This window comes from Polaromonas sp. P1_G4, assembly GCF_056405475.1.
Genome location: NZ_JBFUCA010000595.1, coordinates 1 through 2,353, shown reverse-complemented (window position 1 = coordinate 2,353; position 2,353 = coordinate 1). Strand labels below are relative to the sequence as shown.

2 protein-coding genes and 1 pseudogene are annotated in these 2,353 nt (G+C 61.8%); all 3 read right to left on the bottom strand.

Annotation, left to right across the window (positions count from 1 at the left end):
* A pseudogene (locus AC1D1X_RS20990) lies at positions 1-385 on the bottom strand (phenylalanine 4-monooxygenase); the annotation flags it as partial.
* Positions 373-1,188 (bottom strand): transporter substrate-binding domain-containing protein, encoded by an 816-nt coding sequence (locus AC1D1X_RS20985; RefSeq protein ID WP_477699076.1) that lies wholly within the window; start codon positions 1,186-1,188, stop codon positions 373-375. The pseudogene AC1D1X_RS20990 and the gene AC1D1X_RS20985, both read right to left, overlap by 13 nt.
* A 34-nt stretch (positions 1,189-1,222) precedes the next feature.
* On the bottom strand, positions 1,223-2,314 hold the full coding sequence (gene hppD, locus AC1D1X_RS20980; protein WP_477699077.1) for a 4-hydroxyphenylpyruvate dioxygenase: 1,092 nt from the start codon (positions 2,312-2,314) through the stop codon (positions 1,223-1,225).
* Positions 2,315-2,353 lie beyond the last annotated feature (39 nt).

The following is a 2,353-nucleotide window of genomic DNA, read 5'->3' as shown; positions in this document are numbered from 1 at the left end:
TCCAGTCCGTCACCGGAAACTTGCGATTCGCCAGCAACGTGAAAAAGGGCACCTCGGGAATCAGCCCCGGCACACCCACCAGCTGCCAGCCAGTGGCTTTGAAGAGCCGCTCGTTCACGTCTTCAAACCGCGGGATGGCATCACTTGCGCCCAGGCTGGGCAGGGCTTTGATAAATGCGCTGCAGGCCCGGCCCGCCAGAAGCGCCGTCTGCCGCGTGTAGAGGCGCCGGTAGGTGTCGTGGTCTTGCGCGGTATAGGCCGCGTAGTTTTGGGGGCAGGTGTAGTCCGCATTGACCTGGCCGCCACGTGCGTAGTCACCCCGCGGCGGGCGGTCAGACTGGCCGTAGACTGCCGGCGGTGGCGTGTTGCTCTCTACTTCAGCCATTGGCTCTCCACGCGCTGGTAGTYACCGCTGGCTTTGGCCAGGTGCAGCCACTGGTCCACGTAAGCTTTGAACGTCACGTCCCCGCGCGGCAACAGGTAAGCCATTTCGCCGTACTGCAGCGGTTTGTCGGGGTTGATCGCGCACAGGCCCGGCTTCAGCCTCTGCTGGGTGATCGCCTCGGCCGATTCGGTGACGAAGACATCGGCGCGGTTGGCCAGGATTTCGTCAAAGATCGTCAGGTTCTCGGGGTTGAGCCGCATCTGCGCCTGCTTGAAGTTGGCGCGGGCAAAACGCTCGTTGCTGCCGCCCGGATTGAAGATGACGCGCGTGGCGGGCTTGTCGATGTCGGCCACGGTCTGGTATTTGGCCACATCGGCGCAGCGCGCAATTGGCGTCTTGCCGTTGACCATGTAGGGCGTGCTGAAGAAGGCGCGCTTTTGCCGCTCGGTGGTTACCGAGATGCCGCCAACAGCCATGTCGCATTTGCCGCCCGCCATGTCGGGCATCAGGTTGGACCAGCTGGTCTTGACCCACTCAGGCTTCACACCCAGGCTGGCCGTGAGGGAGGCCATCAGGTCCACGTCGATACCTTCAAACGTGCCGTCGGGCTTCTGGAAGCTGAAGGGCTTGTAGTCGCCCGGCGTGCAGATGCGCAGCACGCCGGCTTTTTGCACGCTGTCCAGGCTGGAGGCCGGAGCGACGCTGACCGCCGTCTGGGCATATGCCCCCGTCACCGCAAAAAATGCAGCGGTGGCGACACCCAATGCGGCCAGGCGATGGGGCAGTTGCGGGCAAAGTGACATGGCAATCTCCGTGAGGTTGGGGGATGGAAAAACTTTATTGTGCGCTTGCCTTGGCGCCCGACAAAACCCCGCGGCGCATCTGGTCCAGCTCGATGCTTTCAAACAGCGCCTTGAAATTGCCTTCGCCGAAACCGTCGTCGCCCTTGCGCTGGATGAACTCGAAGAAGATCGGGCCGAGCTGGTTTTCACTGAAGATCTGCAGCAGCAACGCGCCCTTTTTTCCATCCACCAGGATCTTGCGCTTCTTCAAATCGGYCACGCTCTCGCCGTGTCCGGGGATGCGTTTGTCGACCAGCTCGTAATAGGTGTCGATCGTGTCCAGCAGCTTCACGCCGCTGCTGCGCAATGCATCCACCGTAGTGAACAGGTCGTTGCTGCCCATGGCGATGTGCTGGATGCCTTCGCCCTGGTAGCGGTCCAGGTACTCCTGAATCTGGCCGGCTTTTTCGTTGCCCTCTTCGTTGATCGGGATGCGGATCTTGCCGCAGGGGCTGGTCATGGCCTTGCTCTTCACGCCGGTGACCTGGCCTTCGATGTCGAAGTAGCGGATTTCGCGGAAATTGAAGAGCCGTTCGTAAAAGCCGGCCCATTCGTCCATGCGGCCGCGGTGCACGTTGTGCGTCAGGTGGTCGATATACGTCAGGCCGTGGCCGGCGGGGTTCAGCGCGTCACCCTGCACGCCGGGCAAGGCTTCAAAGTCCACGTCGTAAAAGCCGATGTTGCCGATGTCGCCGGGTTGCGCGCCGTTCTTGCCGCGCCATTTGTCGATGAAGTAGATGATCGAATCGCCAATACCCTTGATGGCCGGAATGTTCAGCTCACCAGGCGCCGATGTGTGGGCATACCCCCAGGCGCCCAGTGAGATTGCGCGTTCATAGGCGGCCTTGGCGTCCTGCACGCGAAAAGCGATGGCGCAGACGCTGGGGCCGTGCTGGCGCGCAAAGCGCTGGGCAAACGAGTCGGGCTCAGCATTGAGGATGAAGTTGATGCCGCCCTGGCGGTACAGCGTGACATTCTTGTGGCGGTGTTTGGCAATCGGCGTGAAGCCCATGCGCTCGAACAACGCACCCATGGCGACAGGGTCGGGTGCCGCATATTCAATGAACTCAAAACCGTCGGTGCCCATGGGGTTGTCCCAGGCCGCGCCCTGTTCAAAGTTCAGGGC